The organism is Streptomyces sp. NBC_00443 (genome assembly GCF_036014175.1).
In the GTDB taxonomy this organism is placed as follows: domain Bacteria; phylum Actinomycetota; class Actinomycetes; order Streptomycetales; family Streptomycetaceae; genus Streptomyces.
In genome coordinates, this window is sequence record NZ_CP107917.1 from 8,201,704 (window position 1) to 8,223,897 (window position 22,194).

20 protein-coding genes and 2 pseudogenes are annotated in these 22,194 nt (G+C 70.5%); 14 read left to right on the plus strand and 8 right to left on the minus strand.

The window, feature by feature from the left end; translation table 11 throughout:
- Positions 1-3 precede the first annotated feature (3 nt).
- The 3 genes and pseudogenes from OHO27_RS37375 to OHO27_RS37385 all read left to right on the plus strand — a co-directional run.
- A complete protein-coding gene (locus OHO27_RS37375; RefSeq protein WP_328429360.1) occupies positions 4-1,218 on the plus strand; it encodes an alpha/beta hydrolase family protein in 1,215 nt (404 codons plus the stop codon).
- Positions 1,219-1,560: 342 nt separating this feature from the next.
- Complete coding sequence (locus tag OHO27_RS37380) at positions 1,561-2,376, plus strand: AfsR/SARP family transcriptional regulator (protein WP_328429361.1); 816 nt, start codon at positions 1,561-1,563, stop codon at positions 2,374-2,376.
- Between the two features lie 232 nt (positions 2,377-2,608).
- Positions 2,609-2,874: pseudogene (locus tag OHO27_RS37385) on the plus strand (alkaline phosphatase family protein); the annotation flags it as partial.
- A gap of 11 nt (positions 2,875-2,885) precedes the next feature.
- Here the strand turns inward: OHO27_RS37385 and OHO27_RS37390 are convergent.
- Entirely contained in the window at positions 2,886-3,983 is a 1,098-nt protein-coding gene (locus OHO27_RS37390) for a baeRF2 domain-containing protein (protein WP_328429362.1), read from the minus strand.
- A 313-nt stretch (positions 3,984-4,296) separates the two neighbouring features.
- Positions 4,297-4,596, minus strand: a pseudogene (locus tag OHO27_RS37395) (GMC oxidoreductase); the annotation flags it as partial.
- Positions 4,597-4,950: 354 nt separating this feature from the next.
- Between OHO27_RS37395 and OHO27_RS37400 the strand changes: the two are divergent.
- Together OHO27_RS37400 and OHO27_RS37405 are read left to right on the plus strand one after the other, a co-directional pair.
- Positions 4,951-6,102 carry a glutathione-independent formaldehyde dehydrogenase gene (locus tag OHO27_RS37400; protein ID WP_328429363.1) on the plus strand — a complete coding sequence of 384 codons (1,152 nt, stop codon included), beginning with the start codon at positions 4,951-4,953 and terminating at the stop codon, positions 6,100-6,102.
- Between the two features lie 184 nt (positions 6,103-6,286).
- Entirely contained in the window at positions 6,287-8,626 is a 2,340-nt protein-coding gene (locus tag OHO27_RS37405; RefSeq protein WP_443059659.1) for an FdhF/YdeP family oxidoreductase, read from the plus strand.
- 494 nt (positions 8,627-9,120) lie between these two features.
- On the opposite strand, the gene OHO27_RS37410 is transcribed toward OHO27_RS37405, so the two are convergent.
- Together OHO27_RS37410 and OHO27_RS37415 are read right to left on the minus strand one after the other, a co-directional pair.
- Positions 9,121-9,402, minus strand: a complete 282-nt coding sequence (locus OHO27_RS37410; protein WP_328429364.1) for a hypothetical protein — start codon at positions 9,400-9,402, stop codon at positions 9,121-9,123.
- 89 nt (positions 9,403-9,491) lie between these two features.
- Complete coding sequence (locus OHO27_RS37415; protein WP_328429365.1) at positions 9,492-10,061, minus strand: YceI family protein; 570 nt, start codon at positions 10,059-10,061, stop codon at positions 9,492-9,494.
- Positions 10,062-10,652: 591 nt separating this feature from the next.
- On the opposite strand from OHO27_RS37415, the gene OHO27_RS37420 reads away from it, so the two are divergent.
- Positions 10,653-10,856, plus strand: coding sequence for a cold-shock protein (locus OHO27_RS37420; RefSeq protein WP_062705208.1), 204 nt, complete (start codon positions 10,653-10,655; stop codon positions 10,854-10,856).
- Positions 10,857-11,033: 177 nt separating this feature from the next.
- A complete protein-coding gene (locus OHO27_RS37425) occupies positions 11,034-12,515 on the plus strand; it encodes a DEAD/DEAH box helicase (protein ID WP_328429366.1) in 1,482 nt (493 codons plus the stop codon).
- A gap of 71 nt (positions 12,516-12,586) precedes the next feature.
- On the opposite strand, the gene OHO27_RS37430 is transcribed toward OHO27_RS37425, so the two are convergent.
- Together OHO27_RS37430 and OHO27_RS37435 are read right to left on the minus strand one after the other, a co-directional pair.
- A complete protein-coding gene (locus OHO27_RS37430) occupies positions 12,587-13,771 on the minus strand; it encodes a cytochrome P450 (RefSeq protein WP_328429367.1) in 1,185 nt (394 codons plus the stop codon).
- Positions 13,772-13,877: 106 nt separating this feature from the next.
- The gene (locus OHO27_RS37435) at positions 13,878-14,441 is read right to left on the minus strand and encodes a hypothetical protein (protein ID WP_328429368.1); all 564 of its coding nucleotides are present in this window, start codon (positions 14,439-14,441) and stop codon (positions 13,878-13,880) included.
- A 308-nt stretch (positions 14,442-14,749) separates the two neighbouring features.
- Here OHO27_RS37435 and OHO27_RS37440 point away from each other — a divergent pair, with 308 nt between their 5' ends.
- Positions 14,750-16,018, plus strand: a complete 1,269-nt coding sequence (locus tag OHO27_RS37440) for a PP2C family protein-serine/threonine phosphatase (protein WP_328429369.1) — start codon at positions 14,750-14,752, stop codon at positions 16,016-16,018.
- A gap of 12 nt (positions 16,019-16,030) precedes the next feature.
- Here OHO27_RS37440 and OHO27_RS37445 read toward each other — a convergent pair whose 3' ends face one another.
- Positions 16,031-16,186 carry a hypothetical protein gene (locus tag OHO27_RS37445; protein ID WP_328429370.1) on the minus strand — a complete coding sequence of 52 codons (156 nt, stop codon included), beginning with the start codon at positions 16,184-16,186 and terminating at the stop codon, positions 16,031-16,033.
- Between the two features lie 264 nt (positions 16,187-16,450).
- Here OHO27_RS37445 and OHO27_RS37450 point away from each other — a divergent pair, with 264 nt between their 5' ends.
- Positions 16,451-16,861 (plus strand): hypothetical protein, encoded by a 411-nt coding sequence (locus tag OHO27_RS37450; RefSeq protein WP_328429371.1) that lies wholly within the window; start codon positions 16,451-16,453, stop codon positions 16,859-16,861.
- On the opposite strand, the gene OHO27_RS37455 is transcribed toward OHO27_RS37450, so the two are convergent.
- Entirely contained in the window at positions 16,830-17,318 is a 489-nt protein-coding gene (locus tag OHO27_RS37455; RefSeq protein ID WP_328429372.1) for a hypothetical protein, read from the minus strand. The genes OHO27_RS37450 and OHO27_RS37455 overlap by 32 nt on opposite strands.
- Positions 17,319-17,533: 215 nt before the next feature.
- Here OHO27_RS37455 and OHO27_RS37460 point away from each other — a divergent pair, with 215 nt between their 5' ends.
- The 5 genes from OHO27_RS37460 (at position 17,534) to OHO27_RS37480 (ending at position 22,157) form a co-directional block, all read left to right on the plus strand.
- Positions 17,534-18,133, plus strand: coding sequence for a DUF998 domain-containing protein (locus OHO27_RS37460; RefSeq protein ID WP_328429373.1), 600 nt, complete (start codon positions 17,534-17,536; stop codon positions 18,131-18,133).
- Between the two features lie 55 nt (positions 18,134-18,188).
- Complete coding sequence (locus OHO27_RS37465; RefSeq protein ID WP_328429374.1) at positions 18,189-18,923, plus strand: DUF1775 domain-containing protein; 735 nt, start codon at positions 18,189-18,191, stop codon at positions 18,921-18,923.
- A 107-nt stretch (positions 18,924-19,030) separates the two neighbouring features.
- The gene (locus tag OHO27_RS37470) at positions 19,031-19,246 is read left to right on the plus strand and encodes a hypothetical protein (RefSeq protein WP_328429375.1); all 216 of its coding nucleotides are present in this window, start codon (positions 19,031-19,033) and stop codon (positions 19,244-19,246) included.
- Positions 19,246-21,582 carry a heavy metal translocating P-type ATPase gene (locus tag OHO27_RS37475; RefSeq protein WP_328429376.1) on the plus strand — a complete coding sequence of 779 codons (2,337 nt, stop codon included), beginning with the start codon at positions 19,246-19,248 and terminating at the stop codon, positions 21,580-21,582. The genes OHO27_RS37470 and OHO27_RS37475 overlap by 1 nt, the downstream gene beginning before the upstream one ends.
- Positions 21,579-22,157 (plus strand): copper chaperone PCu(A)C, encoded by a 579-nt coding sequence (locus tag OHO27_RS37480; protein WP_328429377.1) that lies wholly within the window; start codon positions 21,579-21,581, stop codon positions 22,155-22,157. The genes OHO27_RS37475 and OHO27_RS37480 overlap by 4 nt, the downstream gene beginning before the upstream one ends.
- Positions 22,158-22,194: the final 37 nt, after the last annotated feature.

Sequence of the window (22,194 nt, forward strand, 5' to 3'; positions counted from 1 at the left end):
GTCATGAAGTTCCTCTTCGACGACCCCGCCTTCGACTACCAGGCGCTGCGCACCGCCGGTTACGCCGATTACGGCGGTGCGCAGCTCGGCGAGGTCGTCGCAGTCGCCGCACACATCCCTGACGGCGACACCGAAGCCTGGCGGCACGCGTGGGCCACTCTCGCCGAACGCGTCCACCGGCTGGGCACCGCAGCCCGCGACGAGGGCCGCACCGTCGACGCCCGCTCCGCCCTGCTGCGGGCGCACAACTACTACCGGACCGCCGAGTTCTTCCAGCGCGAACAGCCACGGGACCCGGAGGCCCTGCGACTGATGCGGCTGTCCCGGGAGACCTTCGCCAACGCGGCCGAACTCATGGACCGGCCGCCGGAGTTCGTCCGCATCCCCTACGAGGACACCTCACTGCCCGCCTACTTCTACCGGGCGGACGACTCGGGCGAGCCCAGGCCGACCATCGTCCACCACGGCGGCCTCGACTCCACCGTCGAGGAGGGCTACTTCTTCGTGGCGGCGGCGGCCCTCGCCCGCGGGTACCACTGTCTGTGCTTCGAGGGGCCCGGGCAGGGGTCGGTCCTGCGCGAGCAGGGGCTGGTCTTCCGCCCCGACTGGGAGAAGGTGGTCACGCCGGTCGTGGACCACGCACTGTCCCTGCCCGGCGTGGACCCCGACCGACTGACGCTGATGGGCACCAGCCTCGGCGGCCTGCTCGCGGTGCGGGCCGCGGCGTTCGAGCACCGGCTGGCCGGCTGCGTCGCCCATGACGCGGTCTGGCAGCTGGGCGACGTCGTGGGGCTGCCGCCGTTCGTCCTGGAGTGGGTCGAGCAGGGATGCGACGACTTCGCCGACCCGGTGATGTGGGGGATCGCCGCCCGGCAGACCTTCACCCGCTGGCTGCTGCGGCAGACGCTGTGGACCTTCGGCGCCGACACCCCGTCCCAACTGCTGCGCAGGCTGACCGCGTTCGGTCTCTCGGAGGTGATCGGCCAAGTGCGCAGCCCCGTGCTCGTCCTCGACGCGGAGGAGGACTTGTTCTTCGCCGGTCTGGAGCACGCGAAGAAGGTGTACACAGGGCTCAACTCGCCGAAGACGTTGCATGTGTTCACGGCCGACGAGGGGGGTGGGGCGCACTGCCACTCGGGTGCGATGCGGCTGTTCCACGAGCGGCTCTTCTCCTGGCTGCTGGAAACACTCGGGGCGGACCGGCCGGCGGCGGCCTGACCGGCGGCCGCCCGACCGGCCGCCCGACCGGCGGCGCAGACGCGAGCATGCTCTCGGCCCGGACAGCCCGGCCCGCTCACCGGCGGGCCGGGCTCTTGGCTGAATGTCGTTCGGCCACCCGGTAGGCGGCGGTGGATATTTCTCCGGCCGCCCGTATCCGGGCCTTCGGATTTTCATTCTCCTTAATGGCTGTGTAACGGAACGGACTGGCAACGTGCAACGACCTCGCATATGCTGCACGGCATAGCAGCAAACTGCTGTCCATGTGGGGCCCCATGCCTGGGGTCGAGCGGGGGAACCGGAATCTTAATTGAATGCGTTTCGCGCATTCGGGGGGTTGTCGTGTCCGTGCCCTGTTTACAGGCCGACCTTGCGCTCCGCTACGAGCTGCTGGGGCGGCTGCGGGTCACCCGTGGCGGAGTCGACCTGACGCCCGAGCAGCCCAAGCTCACCAAACTGCTCGCCCTGCTGCTGATCAGGGCGGGCAAGACCGTACCGGGGGAGAAGCTCGTGGCGGAACTCTGGGAGCAGGGTCCGCCGCGCTGCGCCTTCGCGAGTCTGCGCGTGTACGTCTCACAGTTGCGGAAAATCCTGAACGGACCCAGAGGAACGTCTCCGATCGCCACGACATCGCCGGGATACATCCTTGATGTGAGCGGCGCCACAACAGATTTCCAAGAATTCGAAGTGCTCTACACTCGTGGCCGAGAACGATACGGCGCGGCCGATTTTCTGCATGCCTCCGAACTTCTCCGCAGGGCGTCGTCGCTGTGGCGGGGGCCTATTCTGGAGGGAATTCAAGGGTCGTTGGACATCGAATCGTTCGCGGCCGTGCACGAGGAAAAGCGGCTGAATTGCACCGAGCTGAGCATCGACTCCACGCTGGCACTCGGTTGCCATCACGAGGTGATCGAGGACCTGAAGGGCCTCCTCGTCAGGCATCCGCTGCGGGAGCCCTTCTACCGCCAGTTGATGGTCGCCCTGTACCGGGCGGGCCGTCAGGGGGACGCGCTGGGGACGTACCGCAGCGCCCGCCGGATGATCAGAGAGGAGCTCGGCGTCGAGCCGGGGCCCACCCTGCGCCTCGCCCACGAGGCCATACTCCGGGCGGATCCGGCACGCTTGGAGGCCGCCGGCGTCATCCCCGCCATCCGCTGAAACGCGGGGCCGCGCACCCGTGCGTGCTTTATACGTCATTTGCAGTCGCTTAACTGCCCACGGATAGCGTGCAGTTGACCCCCGCACCAGCGGGGGGAGCTGGGATGCCGTGCTCGGCCGTGTACGAGCCGGCACCGGCCACGGTGCCGTGACCGTGGCCCTGGTGCTGGTCTCGGAAGTCCGTCGAATCCAATGCTGTGGCCCTTCGGAAGTTCTTCACCTCGGATGCGGCTGGCCCGCCAACTACGTTGCTTGGTAGATCTCCCCGGTCCTCGATGCGCTCACCTCCGGCCCGGAGGTGTGGACCCAGACGGCCCTGTTCATCACGTACGACGAGAACGCGGCTTCTTCGACCGCCTCGTGCCGCCGTTCCCGCCGCCGTCCGCCGTGCAGGGCAAGTCCACGGTTGATGTCGGTCCGGACCTCTACCAGGGCGACGCGAGCCGCACGGCCGGACCGTACGGACTCGGCCAGCGTGTGCCGATGCTCGTCGTGGCGCAGCGTCGGCGTCAGGACGGGGTCCCCGGGTCGGTGTACCGCAGCAGGGCGCCCACGCCCTCGTACAGCCTCAGCTCGCTCTCCGGTACGACGACCAGCTCGGCACCGGTGCCGACGAGGGCCCGGACGAGGGCCTCGTCGGCGCGTTCCTCGCGCGGGGCCCGCACGCCGAAGGACACCAGCTCCGCCTCGGCCAGGGCGAGCTGAGTGGGCTGGGAGCCCGCCCAGAGCTGCAGCGAAGACCCTGGCGGCCGGTTCAGCAGCAGTGCCGCGACCTGGCCACGCTGGAGGGCGGCAACGGTGGCGGCCAGCCCCTCCGTCATGGGTCCGGCCAGGGCACGCCGGCCGATGAAGATGTCCACGAGTTCCCGGTCGTGCGCGGCCATGCGGCCGCGGAAGACGCCGTCGAGCTGCTGCTCCAACAGGGCGCGTCCGGTGTCGGTGGGGGTCCGGCCGCCCACGCGTACGACTTTGTCCCGCAGGGGGTGCGGCAGGCGGCGGATCAGTACGTTGCATGCCCACTCGTCCCCGCCCACGACGACGGCGTCGGCATGGGCGCGCCGCGCCCGTTCGTCCAGCCGGTGGCCGAGCCGGAGGGAGGTGCGGTGCCAGGTCGCCACCGCGACCCTGCGGTGCAGCCGCTCACCCGGGGTGACGGTGGACGCGGGCCAGGTGCCGGTTTCCGCCTCCAGAGTGACCCAGCCGTGGGTCTCGGCGGTCGGAAGGCCGCCGTAGTGGACGACTACGGCCATGTAGGGGATCTCCGGAATGTGCTGGGTGACCAGGGGTATCGCGTGCGGCAGGGTGCTGTAGCGCGCGGAGTGGTGCTCGGGCGGCCTGGGCAGCTCCCAGTCCAGGACGACCGTGCCGTGGGTGGCGAAGACGGCCTGACCGTGCGCCCCCGGCACCTCTGTGTCGGCGCCGACCACCTCCTCCAGTACGTTCAGCAGCGCCCGGTCCGAGCCCTGACGGGACAGACTCTCGCGCAGTCGCCGCCAGCGCAGCGCGATCGCCCGCTCGGGATGCGCGACGTTTCGGGAGGTGTCCAGGTACACGGAGGCGAACGGGCCCGGCTCCGCGTAGAGGGGGTCAAGGAACGACAACCTCATCGCAACTCCTCGTCGATGGTCTCCCCTCCTTTGATGATGCGCGCCCCGGGGGGCGATGGAGATCGACGAGCGCGAAGCGGTGCGGAACGCGGGGCGGTCAGGCGCCGGCCGCCAGCAGCCGGCCCATCGGCTTCGACAGACCGAGCGGCGCATTCGTGAACTTGGTTCGGTCCACATGACCGGAAGACACTCGACGCCTTCGAGGGCATCGCGCGCCGGACCGAGAGCACAGTGGGGTGATCCCGCAGCCGTCGGCTCCTGCAGGACCTCGGTCGACAGCCCCGGGAGGCGTATCGGTAGGGTCGGGCTTGTCCTAGCGGAGGTTGGCGGCACCTTTCTTGCCGGCTCCTGATCTGACCCCTGGTCCATGGGTGACCTCAATGAGCCCCGTGCCGCGGGGAGGACCCGGCTTCTGCGTTCGTTGTGCCCGTCTCGCCCCGCGGATGGGGTCGGCCCCCTTCTCGGCGATCATGATCGCTGCGATGTTCGTGTTGTCAGAGACGATCGTGGATATGACGGACGCGTACACCCGCAGGCCCTCGATGCCGTCCACGGTCACGTCCGGGGCAACCACGGGGTCGGAGCCGATGCCCATGGCACAGCTGCCGACAGGGTGGAAATTCGACCCGGCGGCCTACGCAAGGAGGGAACCGCTGCGGGCAGCGTTGAGTGGGGAAGCGCATTCGGCGGCGGTCACGCGGTTCGGGAACCCTCGCCAGGAACGAGCCCTGCCTCGTCTCTCTTGGTGATCCTCCGTGTGCAGTGCGTTGCTTACGCCGGGAGATTCCTGCCGATGGGGGTTGCACCGCATGCGGTACGGGCGTTCCCTGGAAGTGTCGAGTGGTGAAGCAAGAGCGCCTGGGACTACGACACGGACCGAGGGGTTTCGTCCAGTTGCGTGTTCTCCCGACAAGGGCCTCGGTAGGGCGGTCGTCGTCACCCAGCGTTCGCCGCGGAGGTGATCCAGGTGAAAGCCGTCGTCTATGAGAAGCCCTTCAGCGTCACCGTCAGGGACGTCGACGATCCGCAGATCCAGCACCCGAACGACGTGCTGGTACGCGTCACATCGACCGCCATCTGCGGATCGGACCTGCACATGTACGAGGGCCGCACGGCCGCCGAGTCGGGCATCGTCTTCGGACACGAGAACATGGGCATCGTCGAGGAAACCGGCGCCGGTGTGACTTCGCTGTCCAAGGGTGACCGCGTCGTGATGCCGTTCAACGTCGCCTGCGGATTCTGCAAGAACTGCCTCGCCGGGAAGACCGGCTTCTGCTTGACGGTCAATCCGGGCTTCGCCGGCGGAGCCTATGGCTACGTGGCCATGGGCCCGTACAAGGGCGGGCAGGCAGAGCTGCTGCGGGTGCCCTTCGCCGATTTCAACTGCCTGAAGCTGCCGTCGGGCAACGAGTTCGAGACCGATTTCGTGCTGCTCGCCGACATCTTCCCGACCGGCTACCACGGATGCGAGCTCGCCCAGGTGATTCCCGGAGAGAGCGTGGCCGTCTTCGGTGCCGGCCCGGTCGGGCTGATGGCCGCGTATTCCGCGCTGCTGCGCGGTGCGTCGAAGGTGTTCTCCGTTGACCGGGTCCCCGAGCGGCTCGCCAAGGCCGAGGAGATCGGAGCCATTCCGATCGACTTCACCAAGGGCGACCCGGCCGAGCGGATCAAGGAACAGACCGGAGGCGAGGGAACGGACAAGGGCGTCGACGCTGTCGGCTACCAGGCCCAGGCGCACGACGCGAGCCATGAGGAACCCGCCGTCGTCCTCAACACACTCGTCGAGACGGTGCGGCCGACGGGCATGCTGGGCATACCTGGCCTGTACGTGCCGTCCGACCCGGGCGGACCCGACGAGAACGCCAAGCACGGTCAGCTGTTGGTCTCCATCGGCAGGATGTTCGAGAAGGGCCAGCGGATGGGCACTGGTCAGTGCAACGTCAAGCAGTACAACCGCCAGCTGCGTGACCTGATCATCGCGGGGCGCGCCAAGCCCAGCTTCGTGGTCTCCCACGAACTGCCGCTGGACCAGGCGCCGAGCGCGTACGAGAAGTTCGACCAGCGGATCGAGGGCTACACCAAGGTCGTACTGCATCCCGGTCACGCGCTCGCGGCGTAAGAGCGGGAAGGAAGCCACAGGTGTCGGCCGCCGTCAGGCCGGACACCGAGTGCGCACCCGCCTTGCGGTGGGTGCGCACAGGTGCCCGGCTCACGCACCTCACGCACCTCACGCACCTCGCGTACGCGGCTGCGGTCAACTACGCCCTCGCAGACCCTTGGCCCGTGTGGGCAAAGAGGCAGTCATGGCTGAGCAACCGATCAACCCGACGGATGCACACGGGTCGGCGGGCGTCCCTCCGCCCGCATCGGATCCGAACTCGTCAGGCCCCAAGAAGTCCAGTGTCGGAATTCACGGCATCACCGAATCAGCGCGGTATTCCATGGGCGAGATGGGGCCGAAGCGGAGTCTGCAGACGCTGCTGACCGTGAACCAAGTCGGCGGTTTCGACTGTCCGAGCTGCGCATGGGGCGAACCCGATCCCGACCACCGGAAGATCGCGGAGTTCTGCGAGAACGGCGCGAAGGCCGTCGCCTGGGAAGCCACACGCAAACGCGTCGACGCGGCATTCTTCGCCGAGCACTCCGTCGCTGCCCTGCGGGAGCGGGACGGTCACTGGCTGGAGTCGCAGGGTCGGCTGGCCCAGCCGATGCATCTCGCCCCCGGCGCGACCCACTATGCGCCCATCCCGTGGGAGGGCGCGCTCGCGCTCACCGCCGATCGCCTGCGCGGCCTCGCCGATCCGAGCCGTGCCGTCTTTTACACCAGCGGCCGGACGAGCAACGAGGCCGCCTTCCTCTACCAGTTGCTGGCGCGCAGGCTCGGCACGAACAATCTGCCGGACTGCTCGAACATGTGCCACGAGTCGAGCGGCGCGGCCCTGAGCGAGACCATCGGCGTCGGAAAAGGCCTCATCACCTTCTCCGACATCACCGATCACGCAGACTTGATCATCGTCGTGGGCCAGAACCCCGGCACCTGCCACCCCCGTATGCTGACCGCGCTCGAACAGGCCAAGCGGCGCGGCGCCCGCATCATCGCCGCCAACCCGCTCCCCGAGGCCGGTTTCGGCCGCTTCCACAACCCGCAGACCGCGCGCGGCCTGGTCGGCCCGGGTACGAAGCTGGCCGACCGCTACCTCCCGGTGCGTATCAACGGTGATCTGGCCCTGTTCTCAGGTCTGAACCGTGCCCTGATCGATCGGGAGGACTCCCAGCCGGGCTTCGCCCTCGACCACGACTTCATCGACCGGTACTGCGACGGCTACGAGGCAGCGGCAGCGGCATGGCGTGCCCTGGACTGGTCGCGGATCGAGACGATGGCCGGTCTGTCCCGTCGCAGAATCGAGGACTGCGCGGCCGACGTGCTCGCCGCCGACAACGTCATCGTCTGCTGGGCGATGGGGCTGACCCAGCACCGCAACGCGGTGGCCACCATCCGCGAGATCGTCAACTTCCTTCTGCTGCGCGGCAACATCGGACGCCCCGGTTCCGGGCCCGCCCCGATCCGCGGACACAGCAACGTCCAGGGCGACCGCACCATGGGCATCTGGGAGAAGATGCCGGACACGTTCCTGGACAAGCTCCGCGACGAGTTCGGGTTCGAGCCGCCCAGCGCCCACGGCCTGGACACCGTCGACTCGATCAAGGCCATGCGCGACGGCAAGGTCGACGTGTTCATCGGCCTTGGCGGCAACTTCGCCTCGGCCACGCCCGACACGGAGGTCACCGAGGCCGCACTGGCCAACTGCGACCTCACCGTCCATGTCGCGACCAAACTGAACCGCTCCCATCTGTGCCACGGCACCGAGGCACTTCTCTTGCCCTGCCTCGGCCGAACCGAGCGCGACCAGCAGGCCTCCGGCGAGCAGTTCGTCACGGTCGAAGACACGATGGCCATGGTGCACGCATCGCGCGGACGGCTCCTTCCCGGATCACCGCACCTGCGCAGCGAGGTCGCGATCATTGCCGACCTCGGGCACACGCTCTTCGGCGACGACCTCGGCTGGCGCATCATGCGCGACGACTACGCCGTGATCCGCCGCCACATCGAGCATGTGGTCCCCGGATTCCATGCCTTCGAGCAACGCGTCCGGCAGCCCGGCGGCTTCATGCTCCCCCGGGCGCCGCGCGACTCCCGCACTTTCCCCACGCCGACCGGCAAGGCGCGCTTCACCGTCAACCCACCGACCGCGCCCGAAGTCCCGCCGGGGCACTTGCTGCTGACGACGGTACGGTCGCACGACCAGTTCAATACCACCGTCTACGGCCTCGACGACCGTTACCGCGGCATCAAGGGCGGACGGCGGGTCGTCTTCGTCAACCGGGACGACCTCCGCGACCTCCACCTGCACGACGGCGACCTGGTCGATCTAATCAGCGTCTACCCTGACGGTGAACGCCGGGCCCCCGGCTTCCGCGCCGTCCGCTATCCGACGCCGCGCGGCTGCGCCGCCGCCTATTACCCGGAGACGAACGTGCTGGTCGCACTGGGCTCCACGGCCGAGACCAGCAACACTCCCACGACCAAATCCATCGTGATCCGCATCGAACCCTCCAACGGGACAGCTGACCTTTCGGTTTGACGGACAGCTACCGAGCGCTGGGCCCGTACCAGCCCCGCCACGTCGTGGTCCGCCGCGGGCGCGAGGGCCCGGGAGGCCTTGGAGCGCATACCGCCGACTCGCTTCGCTTACGACACCGGGCCAGCCATTCGCCAATGCCGGACGCCGACACGCCGGTGATCTCTTGTCCGTCCTCCGACCAGTACGCAAAGGCGCGGAGCATGCCCTGCGGGTACGGAGCAGGGCGCCATGCCCTCTCGAACTCCTCCAGGGCGCCCGGCTGAAGTCGACGGGACAGCGGTCGGGGCCGCTCCACCCATGTCTCGTCGGCGGTGACGGCGATGAAGGTTCGATCCGGACTGGGAGCGCCCAGGGGATTGAGTCGTGCACCGGAGAGTGCCGTTGACCATGCTGCGCCGGCCCAGCCGTACACCGCGGGTACGTGCGCGAAGTCGCTCAGGAGGCCATGAGGCGTTCCGGGGAGGAGTTGGCGGGGCTGTTGGTCCGTGCGCCGGTCAGATCGCCATCACGGCATCGCAGTCGGGGCAGACCACGTTTGCGTACTCCGTGGGGTACCACGGCCCCCCACGGTGCTCGGAGGGCCTGCGGCGGTCGGTCTCCATGGCGAACGTGTCCTTGCCGCAGAGGGTCCGTGGTCCGGTCGTGGTGGGCGCTCCCGGAGCGGTGGGTGCCGCGTGCACCCTGCGGACGGGCAGTTCTTCGTCCCCCGGTGAACCGGGGGAGGAGTGTGTGGCCACCGGCTTGTCGAGCTCGTACACGACGACGATGTCGCTCATATCTCCACCGTAGGCCGCGGAGCCGATTCGCCCGCGACCTCGAACCGAGTGGCTGTGATCGGCTGTCGCACCTGGCCCGTGTGCAGCGGCTACTCTGGCGTGTCCACCGGGTCGAGCGTGGCCACCTCGAACTCCACCTTGATTTCGTCGGCCAGCCGCAGCGCGCCCAGGAACGCGGTGTAGGGCTTGATTCCCCAGGCGGACTGCGTGACGGTTGCCCAGCCGTGCAACAGCCCGTCGCCGTTCCCCTTGCCGTGCGCCGTCACTGGGTGGGTCCTGCCCTTGATGGTGAGCTCCCCGGTGATCTCGAAGGACTGCGGGGTTCCCGTGATGCGGGTGGAACGGAAGGCGATCGTGGGGTGCACTGCGGTGTGCAGCAGGGCCTTGTCCGCCAGCGTCCGTTTGATCTCGGCCCGGTCGGCGTCGGTGAGGGGCTTCAGACCGCCGGATCCTTCCCGGACCTCCAGCGAGTCCGTCTCGACCGTCACACTCACCGACGATCCGGCGGGGTCACCGACGTTTACCACCGCCTCCCCGGACCATTGCGTGGCCTCGATGGTGAGGTCGTGTCCCGCCCGGCGGCCCAGCCCGGCGCGGCCGGTCCTGATCAGGAGGCGGCCGGTCGTCGGGCCGAGCCGGTATGTTCCGTCTGTCAGCATCACAGCGCCGAGGGTAGGGGCGGACGCGGCTGGGGCCGTCGACGCGATCCAGACGGCGTGTCCCCTCAGGGCGCGTTGTGGCGGAGCCAGAAACCCGGGCCGTGGTCACGCTGCCGGTGCCGACGTGCCGCGTCCGTCAGGGAAGTCAGCCAGCTGAACCTCGCCGGAAGAGGACCACACCGGCCACGCCGATGTCCTTGGCTGACGAATCGCGGCGCCACGACGAACCACTTCGAGGCGTCGACGTCCACAGCTGGAGCCGTAGTCCGTTCCTGTTGCCGGCCCAGGCGTTGGCAGCCTGGGTAGGATCGGCGTTGCCCTAACGGAGTTTCGTGGACACAAACCGGGACAACCCGGACCGACAGATACGACTGAGCTTCCTCGGTCAGCTGCCCGGCCGGGGCATCGACGGATTCAAGAGGTGCGGTTTGCTTTCCCGGGTAATGCCGGATGTGCGTACCGTGCTAAACTTGAGGAGAGTTGCAGTTGTAGTTCCCGAAACTTCAGGTGCTTATCCGGACGGGGCTTATTCGGCACCGCAGGGGTTCGCACGGCGTAGTCCCCGGGTACTGCCCCAAAAGGAGAAATGACATGGCTACCGGCACCGTCAAGTGGTTCAATGCGGAAAAGGGCTTCGGTTTCATCGAGCAGGACGGCGGCGGCCCGGACGTCTTCGCCCACTACTCGAACATCGCCGCCCAGGGCTTCCGTGAGCTCCAGGAGGGCCAGAAGGTGAACTTCGACGTCACGCAGGGCCAGAAGGGCCCGCAGGCGGAGAACATCACTCCCGCCTGACGTCGAAACGTATGAGATGGCTGAGGCCACGCCTTGCGGTGCGGCCTCAGCTTAATTTTTCCGGCTTTCCGTCGGAATTCTTTTTCTTTGGATGTGTATTCGGCTCGTTCTTGCAATTTATCCGGCTCATTCCTGTCGGGAATTTCTCGGTGCGTGCCCTTTTCAGAAAGGTTCTCCTTGAGCCGTTCAGCCAGCTCGAACGACCGTTTCCGGACCCGGGGCCAGCGCCGCCCCGGCGGCAGTCCAGGCGGCGCCGGGCGCCGTTTCTCCACGTCACAGGGGGAGTTCGCGCTGCCGGTCACCGTCACCCCGGCCCTCCCCGCCGCAGCGACGTTCGGCGAACTGGACCTGCCCGTCGAGTTGCTGGAGATGCTCACCAGCCGCGGCCTGAACGAGCCGTTCCCGATCCAGGCCACCACGCTGCCGAACTCCCTCGCAGGGCGCGATGTGCTGGGTCGTGCACGCACCGGGTCGGGCAAGACGCTCGCCTTCGGCCTGGCGCTCCTCGTGCGCACGGCCGGCCGGCGTGCCGAGTCGCGGAAGCCGCTGGCCCTGATCCTCGCCCCCACCCGCGAACTGGCCCAGCAGGTCACCGACGAGCTCGCCCCGTACGCCCGGTTGCTGAAGCTGCGGGTGGCCACGGTGGTCGGCGGCATGTCGATCGGCAGGCAGGCCGGCGCACTGCGGGCCGGGGCCGAGGTGGTCGTCGCGACTCCCGGCCGCCTCGCGGATCTCATCGAGCGCAGGGACTGCCGCCTGGACCGAGTGGACATCACCGTCCTGGACGAGGCCGACCAGATGGCGGACATGGGATTCATGCCGCAGGTCACCGCACTGCTGGACCAGGTACGTCCCGACGGCCAGCGCATGCTGTTCTCGGCCACGCTGGACCGCAACATCGACCTCCTGGTCCGTCGTTACCTCCACGACCCGGTGGTCCACTCGGTCGACCCCTCGGCCGGCGCGGTCACCACGATGGAGCACCACTTGCTGCAGGTGCACGGTGCCGACAAGTACGCCACCGCCACCGAGATCGCTGCCCGCGACGGGCGCGTGATCATGTTCCTGGACACCAAGCATGCCGTCGACCAGTTCACCAAGCACCTGCTGAGCAGCGGCGTGAAGGCCGGGGCCCTGCACGGCGGCAAGTCGCAGCCCCAGCGCACCCGCACCCTGGCCCAGTTCAAGACCGGTGATGTCACGACGCTGGTGGCCACCAACGTCGCGGCCCGGGGCATTCATGTCGACGACCTCGATCTCGTCGTCAACGTCGATCCGCCCGGCGACCACAAGGACTACCTGCACCGCGGTGGCCGCACCGCCCGCGCCGGCGAGTCCGGCAGGGTCGTCACGCTGGTCCTGCCCAACCAGCGCCGTGACATGGCCCGTCTCATGTCCGACGCGGGCATCCGGCCGCAGATCACGCAGGTCCGCTCCGGCGAGGCCGAGCTGAGTCGCATCACCGGTGCCCAGGCTCCCTCCGATATTCCTGTCGTCGGCAGCGGGCCGGTCGCGGAGCGCCCGAAGCGCGGCGGTGCCCCCTTCCGCGGTATGGGAACCCGTCCGGGGCGGGTCGGCGGTGGCGAGTCCCGCCGGTCTGCCGAGGCCCGCAAGGCCGCCGAAGCCCGCAAGGCCGCCCGGGTCCGTCGCGGCGCCTAGGTGAGCAACGGCCCCTCGTGCAACCGCAAGCCCTGATCGCCACGCAGGGAAGGGAGCGACCCGGCGCCGAGTCAGCGCGCGGGCACCTCCCAGCGGACGCGCAGCGCCGGGGGCTTCCGGAAGACCAGGCCCTTGGGTGCGGTGGACGAGGCAGGATCGAGCCGCAGGCCGGGCAGGCGGTCGAGCAGTGCGAGGAGACAGGTGCGGGTCTCCAGGCGGGCGAGGTGGGCGCCCAAGCAGAAGTGCGGGCCGTGCGCGAAGGCCAGCTGCAGGCGGGAGTTGTCCCGCCGCAGGTCGAAACGGTCGGGGTCCTGGAAGACCTCGGGGTCGCGGTTCGCGGCGGCGAGTGAGACGACCACCAGATCACCGCGCCGCACGTCGGCGCCGCCGACCGTCACGTCGGTGGTGGCGTAGCGGTCCACGACCGCAGCTGCGGGTTCCAGGCGGAGCGATTCCTCGATCGCCGCGTCGGTTAGGCCCGGATCGGCACGCACCAGGGTGAGTTGATCCGGGTGCGCCAACAAGTGCAGCACGACGTTGGCGATCATGCCCTCGGTCGTCTCGATACCGCCGAACATCAGCACCGCGGCGTTGGCGACCACCTCGGGCAGCGTCAGGCGCTTGCTCTCGGCCGCCGCGACGAGCAGCGAGGCACCCCTTCCTGCCACGACCGTCGCCTCGACGCTTCCCCGTAGCTGGTCGAACGCCACCGCCCCCGCAGGGTCCGCCGACACCCCGGCGGTGATGTCGGAGACCGCGCTCACGATGGCGTCGTACCAGGACAGCACCGCCTCGGCGTCCGCGTCGACCAGGCCCAGCGACTCGGCGACGACGGCGACGGCCAAGGGCCCGGCCACCTCCCGGCGCAGTTCGGCGCTGCCACGCGGCCTGATCCTCTCCACGAGCCGGGCGGCTTCCTGTTCCACGAACCCGGTGAACCGGTCGTGCACATCCCGCGTGCGGAACGGGTCGGTGAAGGGGGCGCGGTGCCGCTTGTGCTCGGTGCCCTCCAGGGAGAGCATGCTCGGACCGACCACCTGGGCGGTGGAGAAGCGGGGGTCGTCGACCGTGAAGGTCGCTGCGTCGCGCATCACGCGCAGGGCGAGATCACGCCGGGTCACCAGCCAGCCGCCCAGCACGGGAACCCACGAGACCGGCTCGTAGGCGCGCAGCAGGGCCAGCCGGGGATGGGGGTCCTCCTCCAGCTCCGTGAGCGTGGTCGCGGAGCCGAGCGGAAACCGGCGCGCTGTCGCCATGGGAACTGCCCTCTGTGTCCGTTCCTGGAGTTCCGGTCTTCCCGGAGCCCACGCAGAGAGTATGCGTCCCCCGCAGCGGGTACGGGACTGCCCCCAAGGGCTCCGCTCACGCTCGTAGGCGTGCCCCTGACGCGCGCTGGCGTACCAGCTGCGGCCCGTTCTCCTCCCCGGCCTCCGGTGCGCTCTGACCGTGTCCGGCGGCGGGCGTGCAGAGCCCCTGCCGGCGGGACAGCTCGGCCGCGCAGCGCTGGAGGGCCACCTCCAGGATCTCCGGCATGTTCAGGGTGCCGGTGCCGTCCGGCGGGACGCGCCCGCGCAGCGAGCCCCCGCGGCAGTGCGGGGCGGGTGCGGTGATCCAGGTGCCAGCGCCGAGGAGGCGCACGCCGGTGCCGATCCACACGGTCTGCGGCTCCGGGGGCAGCAGGAAGCCCACGTGACGGCGCCGGGTGTCCAGCAGGCACGGTCCGCGGTCGAGCAGGGGCAGCTCGTCCAGGAGGTCGGCGACGCGCAGCCCGAGGTTCTCCGGCACGATCAGCACGTCCCAGAACCGTCCGGCGGCCAGGAGCGTGACGCCGGTGCTGCCGTTCTGCCACTCCTCCTTGCAGGCGCCGGGGTCCTCCGATGCCGCAGCCAGCCACTCCATTGACCTCGTCCACTCCGTGAGTGCCATGTAAAGCCTCCTTGAGGTGCGCAGACGACCGAGAGGTGGAGGCCTCAGTGCACCGGGTGGCCGGGGTCGCGGCCATACGCCGGGGGCTCAATTCCCCGTATGGGGCGAGCGCCCGCGCATCAAACAGGCAGATATATGCGGTGCGTGCGCCCCCGCGTCCGCACGTTGCCGCCAGTCGCCGCCAGGTCACCACCCGTGCGCCGTCCGTGCCCCCGTTACGCAGGCCGAACCCCTGTCGGTCGGGTGGTGAGCGCTCGGCAACCGATGCGTCACCTGTGTAGGTTTGTCACTCTTTTAGAGTGTTTGGTGTGGTGCGCTGGTTCCAGACATTTCACAGACCGGCGACGGCGGAGCCCGTCGCGTCCACCGGCGTACCCGAGCAGGACCTCGGCATACCGTCCCGGCTGACGGAACTGCGGACGGCTGTGGAGCGGATCGGCACCACGCTGGAAGAGGACGTCACGTACGCCGAGCTGACCCGGGAGGTGGCCGCTCAGACGGGCGGCACGGCCGCGGTCCTGCGGCGCGGGAGCGAGGCCGGGGCGGGATACACAGCCGTCCATGGAGACCCGACGGTGCTGCCCGACATCCGGTGGGCCATGGCCGCGGCCAGGGAGGCGGCACGGGACGCGACCGGCCCGGGCGACGGCAGGGCGGCATCCCTGTCGTCCGACGGCCCCCGACCCGTGCTCGGTGTCCCCCTGGTCACCGACGGGTTCCGTTACGGCGTGCTGGTCTGTGCCCGCGACCGGACACCGTTCATCCGGGCGGAGGCGGAGTTCCTCGCCCTCCTCACCGAACGCGCCGCCTCCCACATCCGGCACGCCCGGGAGCACGAGCGGGTCAAGGGCATCGTCGGCAAGCTCCAGCGGGCCCTGCTCGCCGAACCCGGCCGACCGCACCCGAACCTGGACGTCGCCATCCGGTACATGCCGGTCGGGCAGAGCGCCCTGGTCGGCGGGGACTGGTGCGAGACCGTCCGCCTGCACTTCGGCCGCACCCTGCTCGTCGTCGGCGACGTCATGGGACACGGCCTGGAGGCGGCCGTGGACATGACCGCCTACCGCTCCGCCCTGCGGTACATCGCCTCCGCCGACCTGCCGCCGCACCGTGTGCTGCGCCAGCTCGACGACATCGCCTCCGCGGAGCCGGAGCGCCGTCCGGCCACGTGCCTGATCGCGCGCCTCGACCCCAACCGGGGCCAGGTGACCCTGGCCAGCGCCGGCCACCTGCCCCCGGCCGTGATCGACGAGGAGGGGCGCACCTCGCTGCTGCCGGTGCCGGTCGGCCCACCCCTGGGCACGGGCCTCGGCGGATACGAGCCGGCCACCTACAAGCTCTCCCCGGCCCAGACCCTGCTGCTGTTCACCGACGGGCTCGTCGAGCATCGCGGCGAGGACATCGACCACTCCCTGGACCGGCTGGCCGATGTCGGCTTCGAGTCCGCCGCCGGTGTCGAGGACGTCCTCGACACGGTGCTCGCCCGCCTCGACGCCGCGAATGCCGAGGACGACGTCGCCGTGCTCGCCGCCCAGCTGCACGAGCGCTCCCCGCTCCGCGGAGAGGCGCAGGACTGAGCCGTCCCGCCCTCACCAGTCGTCGCCGTCGTACTGTGCGCCCGAGACGTACGGGTCATGCCGTCGTCCCGCAGATCCGGACGGCTGTGCCGTCGGTGGCAGGCCCGCCTCGTGCAGTGCGGCGCACCACGGGCAGTCGGAGGTGTCGTCGCTGTCGTTCCGGTCCATGGAAGCGGCTCCTGTCTCGATCGAGGCGAACGGCGTCCGGGCTGCCGGACGCTCTGCGGCGGCGGACGGTAGGGGATGGCGGACGGTAGGGGACGGCGGACGGTAGGGGATGTCGGCGGACTGTCGGGGGCGGCGCCGGACGGTGCGGAGGGCGGTGCCTGTCGCGAAGCCATGACTCCATCCGGGGGATGGGCCCTCACTCGACTGGGTGGCAGCGGGCGCGGCAGGCGTACCACCGGCGCACGCCTCGGCGTTGGTCCCGGCATGGACAGCACTGAGGCGGCGCGGCGTTTCCTCGGAGGCGACGCCGCACCCGTGTCGTACGCCGTACCGGTCACCGGCGTCCGGGGCCAGCCGTCGATCTACGCGGCGCTGGTCGCGGAGTGGCAGGCCAACGGCCGAGCCGTGCCCCGGCGTCATGCCACGCGGTGGGACACCCTGGCCACGGCCTACGGCCAGGAGCAGGCCGTCACCTCCTGGACGGTCGGCCGGTTCATCGGCCTGGCCCGGGCCATGGGCGCGGAACCCGCGAGTGAGCGGCACGTCGACGTCGAGGCGGCCGACCGCGTACCGGCCGTCGTCGTCCCCCGGGGCCTGCCCGGACCGGTGGGGCTGTGGGAGTGGAGCGGGAGCAACGGACGCGTCAGCGTGGCCGCCCCGCGTACGGACGACTGACGCGCGCCGGGCCGCTGCCTGCCCGGCCGGCCTCGCGTAGCGCCGACGCCACGATGTCGGGGTCGTAGAGGGCGCCGGTCCCATCGGGTGGCAGCAGCCACTCCAGGCGCCATCCGGCGCGCAGGTACGGCGGCGGTACGGCGACCCATGACCCCTTGCCGACATGGCGCACGCCCGCCCCGACCCACTCGGCTGCCGGATCGGGCGGGAGGAAGAAGCCGACCCTGCGCGCCCCGCAGTTCACCAGGACGGGGCCGGACGCCCGGGGCTGCGCCCGTCTGAGCAGATCCAGGGCGCTCAGACCGAGGTGTTCGGGGACGCTCAGCACGTCCCAGAGCCGTCCGGCCTCCACCAGCACCGCATCCGCACCGTCGTCCCACTGCTGCTTGCACGCCCGAGGATCCGCGGCGGCCGCGGCCAGCCAATCGACGGCCTGTTTCCCCATGGTGCGCTGCATGTCTGTCCAACCCCCTGCACTCGCCGACCCTGCCGGCCCGGGCAGGGCCCTTCATGCTGGTGGATATTTCTATGCGCCGGAAGGGGTGGCGCGGGCTGGCGTTTGCGGTCGTTTCGTTCGAAGGTCGCAGGTCCGTTCGCTTCCGGGGATGTCGTGGTGCCCGTCTTGTGCGTGTGCGCGGTGAGCGAACCGGGAGGACGTTCTACCGTGCTTTGATGCGGCTTATCCCGAGATGGGCTCTGTTGTCGTCAGGGTGTGCGCCGGTCGTGCTGATCGCGGGCTGGACGACCGCGGCGCTGCTCGAAGGGCCCCGCTACGACCCGGCCACCCAGACCATCAGCGTCCTGGCGGCCTACGGCGCCGCGGGGTTCTGGGTGATGACCGGAGCCCTGGCCGCCCTGGGCGTGTGCCATTTCGTCACCGCCTGGGGCCTGCGGCCGGCCGCGCTGCCCGGGCGGGTGGCGCTGGGCGCGGGCGGTGTGGCGGCGGTGGTGGTGGCGCTGATCCCGCCGCCGAGCAGTGGGGGATCACTGCGCCACGGTGCGGCCGTCGGCGTCGGCTTCGCCCTCCTTGCGCTGTGGCCCGTACTGGCCGCCGATCACCGCCTCACCGCACCGTGGGCACTGCGGCCGGTGCCCGCTCTCACAGCGACCGCACTGATGCTGGTCAGCGCGTCCTGGTTCATGATCGAGATGTACCAGGACGGTCCCGCAGGCATCGCCGAGCGCCTTGTGACGGCCATTCAGTCCCTGTGGCCCTTCGTGGTCGTCGCCTCCTGCCTCCGCCACCCTGCCGACGAGGGCCCCTCGCGCTGAGCCGTCCCCTGCGCTTGAATGCAGCGACCACATCACCGGTACGAGGGAGTCGCACGTGCCCCGCCCCACCCTGCTGACCCGCCGCCTGCGCCGCACCGGCGCCCTGACCGCGGTGGCGTTCGCGGTCGCCGTAACCTTCGTGGGACCGGCCGCGGCGCACACCGAGGTGGAGGCGGAGGGCGCCCGGGCGCTCGACCAGAACGTCGCCCTGACCTTCACCGCGGAGTCGGAGTCCGCCTCCGCGGGGATCAGCAAACTCGAGGTGATCCTTCCCGAGGGCATCGCCCCGGCCGACATCACCTTCAAGGAGGGCCCCAAGGGCTGGAAGTTCGCCGCCACCAGCCGGGGCTACACCCTCTCCGGGGTCAAGCTCGCGGTCGGTGAGGACGCCGAGTACGTCGTCTCCGTACGGCAGTTGCCCGACGCCGAGTCGCTGGTCTTCAAGACCCTGCAGAGCTACAGCGACGGCCAGGTGGACCGCTGGATCGAGCTGGAGGAGGAGAGCGGCGGTGACGGCCACGGGCACGGCCACCCCGCGCCCCGCCTGGAACTGAAGGCCGCCGCACCCGGCGCGAAGGTCGTCAGCCCCACGCCCAGTGAGGAGCCGACGACCGAGGAGCCGGCCACGCCCTCCACCGCACCTTCGACCCCGTCGGCGCAGGCCGCGGCAGACGACACGGAAGGCGACGACGGCATGCCGGTGGCCCTGCCGATCGGCATCGGCGCGGCCGTCGTCGTGCTCGGCGCCGGGGCGTGGTGGTTGAGGAGCCGTCGGGGCGGAGCTTCCTGAGACGGCGGCTGCCGGGACGCCCGTATGAGGTGAACCACCGGAGGGCCGGGAACTCCCTGCCCTCCGAACCCGACTCCTGAAGCGGAACGCACCTCAGGAGGCCGGTGATGAAAGAACCACGCAAGCTTGTGCCACCACCCGCCCTCTGCGGGTTTGTGCTGCTGCTCGCCCTGATCTTCACGGCGTCGTACGCCGTCGGAGCCGCCAGCGGCCCCGTCGCACCCGGCATGCACCGCTCCGGGACGAGTGGCAACGGCGGCGGCACGGACTCCGGGGACATGGACATGGGAGACATGGACATGCGGCACGGGAGCGGCGGCTGATGGCCACCGAACCGGCACCCCCGATGACCACCACGGACCTCACCGTCGGCGGGATGACCTGCGCGGCCTGCGTGCGACGGGTGGAGAAGAAACTCGCCAAGCTGGAGGGCGTGACCGCCACGGTCAATCTGGCCACCGGGCGCGCCCGCGTGAGCCATCCGCCGGACGTCCGCCCCGAGGCACTCGTGGCGACCGTCGAACAGGCCGGATACACGGCCGCGTTGCCCGAGCAGCCGAGAAGCCGGGAGCGTCTGGACGAAAAGGGGCGGCGGGGCGAGCAGGAGCCCGGGGGATCCGAGGGCCTCAGGGCGGAGCGTGACCGGCTGCTGGTCACCGCGCTGCTTGCCGTGCCGGTGCTCGTACTGTCCATGGTGCCCGTCTGGCAGTTCCGCAACTGGCAGTGGCTGTGCTTCGTGCTGGCCGCGCCGGTCGCCGTGTGGAGCGCCTGGCCGTTCCATGTGCGGGCACTGCGCGGCCTGCGGCACTCGACCGCGACCATGGACACGCTGGTGTCCCTGGGAGTCGTGGCGTCCTTCTCCTGGTCGGCGTACGCCCTGTTCCTCGGTGGCGCGGGCGCGCCGGGGATGCGGATGCCGTTCAGTCTGCTGCCCTCCGCCTCGGACGGGATCGCGCACGTCTACCTCGAAGCGGCCGTCGGCGTCCCCCTGTTCGTGCTGGCCGGCCGGTTCCTGGAGGCGCGGGCGCGCCATGGCACCGGCGCGGCACTGCGCTCACTCGCCCGGCTCGCCGCCAAGGAAGTGTCGGTACGCGAGGACGACGGCGCCGAACGCCTCGTCGCCATCGAGGAGTTGGCGATCGGGCAGGTCTTCGTCGTACGTCCCGGCGAGCGGGTCGCCACCGACGGGGACGTGGTGGAGGGCAACTCCGCCGTGGACCTGTCGCTCGTCACCGGGGAGAGCGAGCCCGTCGAGGTCGGGCCCGGCTCGACGGTGGTGGGCGGCGCCGTCAACGCGGGCGGTCTGCTGCTGGTACGGGCCACGGCTGTGGGCGCGGACACCCAACTCGCCCGCATCACACGGCTGGTGACCGAGGCGCAGGCCGGCAAGGCACGGGCGCAGCGACTGGCCGACGCCGTAGCCGGGGTGTTCGTGCCCATGGTGCTCGCGCTGGCCGCCACCGTGCTCGGGTTCTGGCTCGGCGCCGGGGCCGATGAGCAGGCGGCGATCACCGCGTGCGTCGCCGTCCTGGTCGTGGCCTGCCCCTGCGCGCTGGGCCTGGCGACACCGACCGCGCTCATGGCCGCCACCGGACGCGGCGCGCAGCTCGGCGTCCTGGTCCGGGGCCCGCAGGCCCTGGAAGGGCTCCAGCACATCGACACCGTAGTCCTCGACAAGACCGGCACCCTGACCTCGGGGCACATGAGCGTCACCCGTGTCACGACCGTGCCCGACGGGCTCGGCAAGGACGCCGTGCTGCGGCTGGCCGGTGCGGTGGAGCAGGGCTCGGAACACCCGCTGGGCCGCGCGATCGTCGCGTACGCGCGCAGGACCCTGACCGGGCAGGGGCCGTTGCCCGAGGTGCGCGACTTCCGTGCGGAGGTGGGACGGGGCGTGCGCGGCCGGGTCGAGGGCCGGCTGGTCGAGGTCCTCGCGCCGGACGACGAGATGCCCGCGGCACTGGCTCACGCGCTCCCGGCGGCGGAGGCCGCCGCGCACACGCCCGTGCTCGTCCGCGTCGACGGGGCGACGGAGGCGCTGATCGAGATCGGGGACGTCGTACGACCCGGCAGCTACCGCGCGGTGGACCGGCTGCGGCGGCTCGGCGTGCACCCGGTCCTCGCCACCGGCGACCGCGAGGCACCGGCCACGGCGGTCGCGTCCGCCCTCGGCATCGAGGAGGTGCACGCGCGCCGCACACCCGAGGACAAGGCAGACCTCGTACGGGAGTTGAGGGCACAAGGCCGCCGGGTCGCGGTCGTCGGCGACGGCGTCAACGACGCGGCGGCGCTGGCCGGTGCCGACCTCGGCATCGCGATGGGCACGGGCACGGACGTGGCGATCGGGGCCGCCGACGTGACCCTGGTGCGCGGCGACATCGAGGCCCTCGGGGACGCGGTCAGGCTCGCCCGGCGCACCCTGGGCACGATCCGCGCCAACCTGCTGTGGGCCTTCGGCTACAACCTGGCGACCGTGCCGCTCGCCATGGTCGGCCTGCTCAACCCGATGGTCGCCGCGGTGGCCATGTCGGTGAGCTCACTGCTCGTGGTGGGCAACAGCCTGCGGCTACGGGCCTGGCAGCCGACGCCGGCCCGGGCCGGCGTGCAGGGCGGAGACCGGGACCGCAAGCCCGTCAGCACTGGAGGTCGTACCCGATGAGCGTGCCCACGGCCCGACGAACGGCCGAGTCGACGACCGAACCGACGACCGGGCGTACGACCGACTCCCGAGTCTGGCGGCCGACCCGTCGCCGGATCACCGAGGGCCTGCTCGCCGCGCTCGCTCCCGTCGCAGCGTGCGGTGTCGCCCTGGCGGGCCTGACCACCTGGGTGGGCTCCGGCAGCGCGGGCAGCCCTGCGCGGATCGCGGTCACCGACGGGCGGGTCTTCCTTCCGTACGGCGACGTCCGCGACACCGCCGCGTTCTTCCGGATCACCAACTCCGGGGGCGCGGACGACCGGCTGCTGAAGGTGACGTCGTCCGCCGTCGACGGTGACCTGGCGCTCAGCCGGCACCGCATGACCGGCGGCCGGATGGCGTACGCGGAGACGGTCGACTCGGCCCGGGTGCCGGCCGGCGGCGGCCTCGCCATGTCGCCGTACGGCCTGGACGTGACGCTGCGATCCGACTCGGGGTGGCAGACGGGCACCTACGTACCATTCACGCTCCACTTCGAGCACGGCGGCCGGATCGAGGTGCAGGCGGTGGTGATCCGCCCGGGCGAGCAGCGGTGAGGGCAGCTGCACAGAGCTCCACGGCTCCCAACGCCTC

What these genes read in the sequence shown, in the direction of transcription:
- OHO27_RS37375 (WP_328429360.1), top strand. Translation starts at nt 4, where the DNA reads ATGAAGTTCCTCTTCGACGACCCCGCCTTCGACTACCAGGCGCTGCGC.
- OHO27_RS37390 (WP_328429362.1), bottom strand. Translation starts at nt 3,983, where the DNA reads ATGAGGTTGTCGTTCCTTGACCCCCTCTACGCGGAGCCGGGCCCGTTC.
- OHO27_RS37405 (WP_443059659.1), top strand. Translation starts at nt 6,287, where the DNA reads ATGGCTGAGCAACCGATCAACCCGACGGATGCACACGGGTCGGCGGGC.
- OHO27_RS37410 (WP_328429364.1), bottom strand. Translation starts at nt 9,402, where the DNA reads ATGAGCGACATCGTCGTCGTGTACGAGCTCGACAAGCCGGTGGCCACA.
- OHO27_RS37415 (WP_328429365.1), bottom strand. Translation starts at nt 10,061, where the DNA reads ATGCTGACAGACGGAACATACCGGCTCGGCCCGACGACCGGCCGCCTC.
- OHO27_RS37420 (WP_062705208.1), top strand. Translation starts at nt 10,653, where the DNA reads ATGGCTACCGGCACCGTCAAGTGGTTCAATGCGGAAAAGGGCTTCGGT.
- OHO27_RS37430 (WP_328429367.1), bottom strand. Translation starts at nt 13,771, where the DNA reads ATGGCGACAGCGCGCCGGTTTCCGCTCGGCTCCGCGACCACGCTCACG.
- OHO27_RS37435 (WP_328429368.1), bottom strand. Translation starts at nt 14,441, where the DNA reads ATGGCACTCACGGAGTGGACGAGGTCAATGGAGTGGCTGGCTGCGGCA.
- OHO27_RS37445 (WP_328429370.1), bottom strand. Translation starts at nt 16,186, where the DNA reads ATGGACCGGAACGACAGCGACGACACCTCCGACTGCCCGTGGTGCGCC.
- OHO27_RS37450 (WP_328429371.1), top strand. Translation starts at nt 16,451, where the DNA reads ATGGACAGCACTGAGGCGGCGCGGCGTTTCCTCGGAGGCGACGCCGCA.
- OHO27_RS37455 (WP_328429372.1), bottom strand. Translation starts at nt 17,318, where the DNA reads ATGCAGCGCACCATGGGGAAACAGGCCGTCGATTGGCTGGCCGCGGCC.
- OHO27_RS37460 (WP_328429373.1), top strand. Translation starts at nt 17,534, where the DNA reads ATGCGGCTTATCCCGAGATGGGCTCTGTTGTCGTCAGGGTGTGCGCCG.
- OHO27_RS37470 (WP_328429375.1), top strand. Translation starts at nt 19,031, where the DNA reads ATGAAAGAACCACGCAAGCTTGTGCCACCACCCGCCCTCTGCGGGTTT.
- OHO27_RS37475 (WP_328429376.1), top strand. Translation starts at nt 19,246, where the DNA reads ATGGCCACCGAACCGGCACCCCCGATGACCACCACGGACCTCACCGTC.
- OHO27_RS37480 (WP_328429377.1), top strand. Translation starts at nt 21,579, where the DNA reads ATGAGCGTGCCCACGGCCCGACGAACGGCCGAGTCGACGACCGAACCG.